General features: G+C 69.8%; 1 pseudogene. It reads right to left on the reverse strand.

Annotation, left to right across the window (positions count from 1 at the left end):
- Nucleotides 1–230 (reverse strand): annotated as a pseudogene (locus KGQ19_RS49010) (IS1182 family transposase); the annotation flags it as partial.
- Nucleotides 231–255 lie beyond the last annotated feature (25 nt).

The raw sequence follows: 255 nt of genomic DNA on the forward strand, positions 1-255 counted from the left end.
CCTTGCGGGCAGGTCGCGGTCCGGGCATCGAAGTCGATGACGAAGGCGGCCCGGTCGTATCCGGCGCCGGCCCTGCCCTGGACAGAGGTGTCACCCAGCAGCGGGGTGACCAGGTCGATCTCGGCGGTCCGGGCGGCCAGTACATTATCGGCCGAGGCATACCCGGAATCGACGAAATGCTCGCCCGGGGCCAGCCCGCGTCCGTCCAGGACCTCGTGAACCTGGTTCACGACCACGGCATCGGGCACAGCCGCG

This window comes from Catenulispora pinistramenti, from assembly GCF_018274385.1.
Classification (GTDB): Bacteria; Actinomycetota; Actinomycetes; order Streptomycetales; family Catenulisporaceae; genus Catenulispora; species Catenulispora pinistramenti.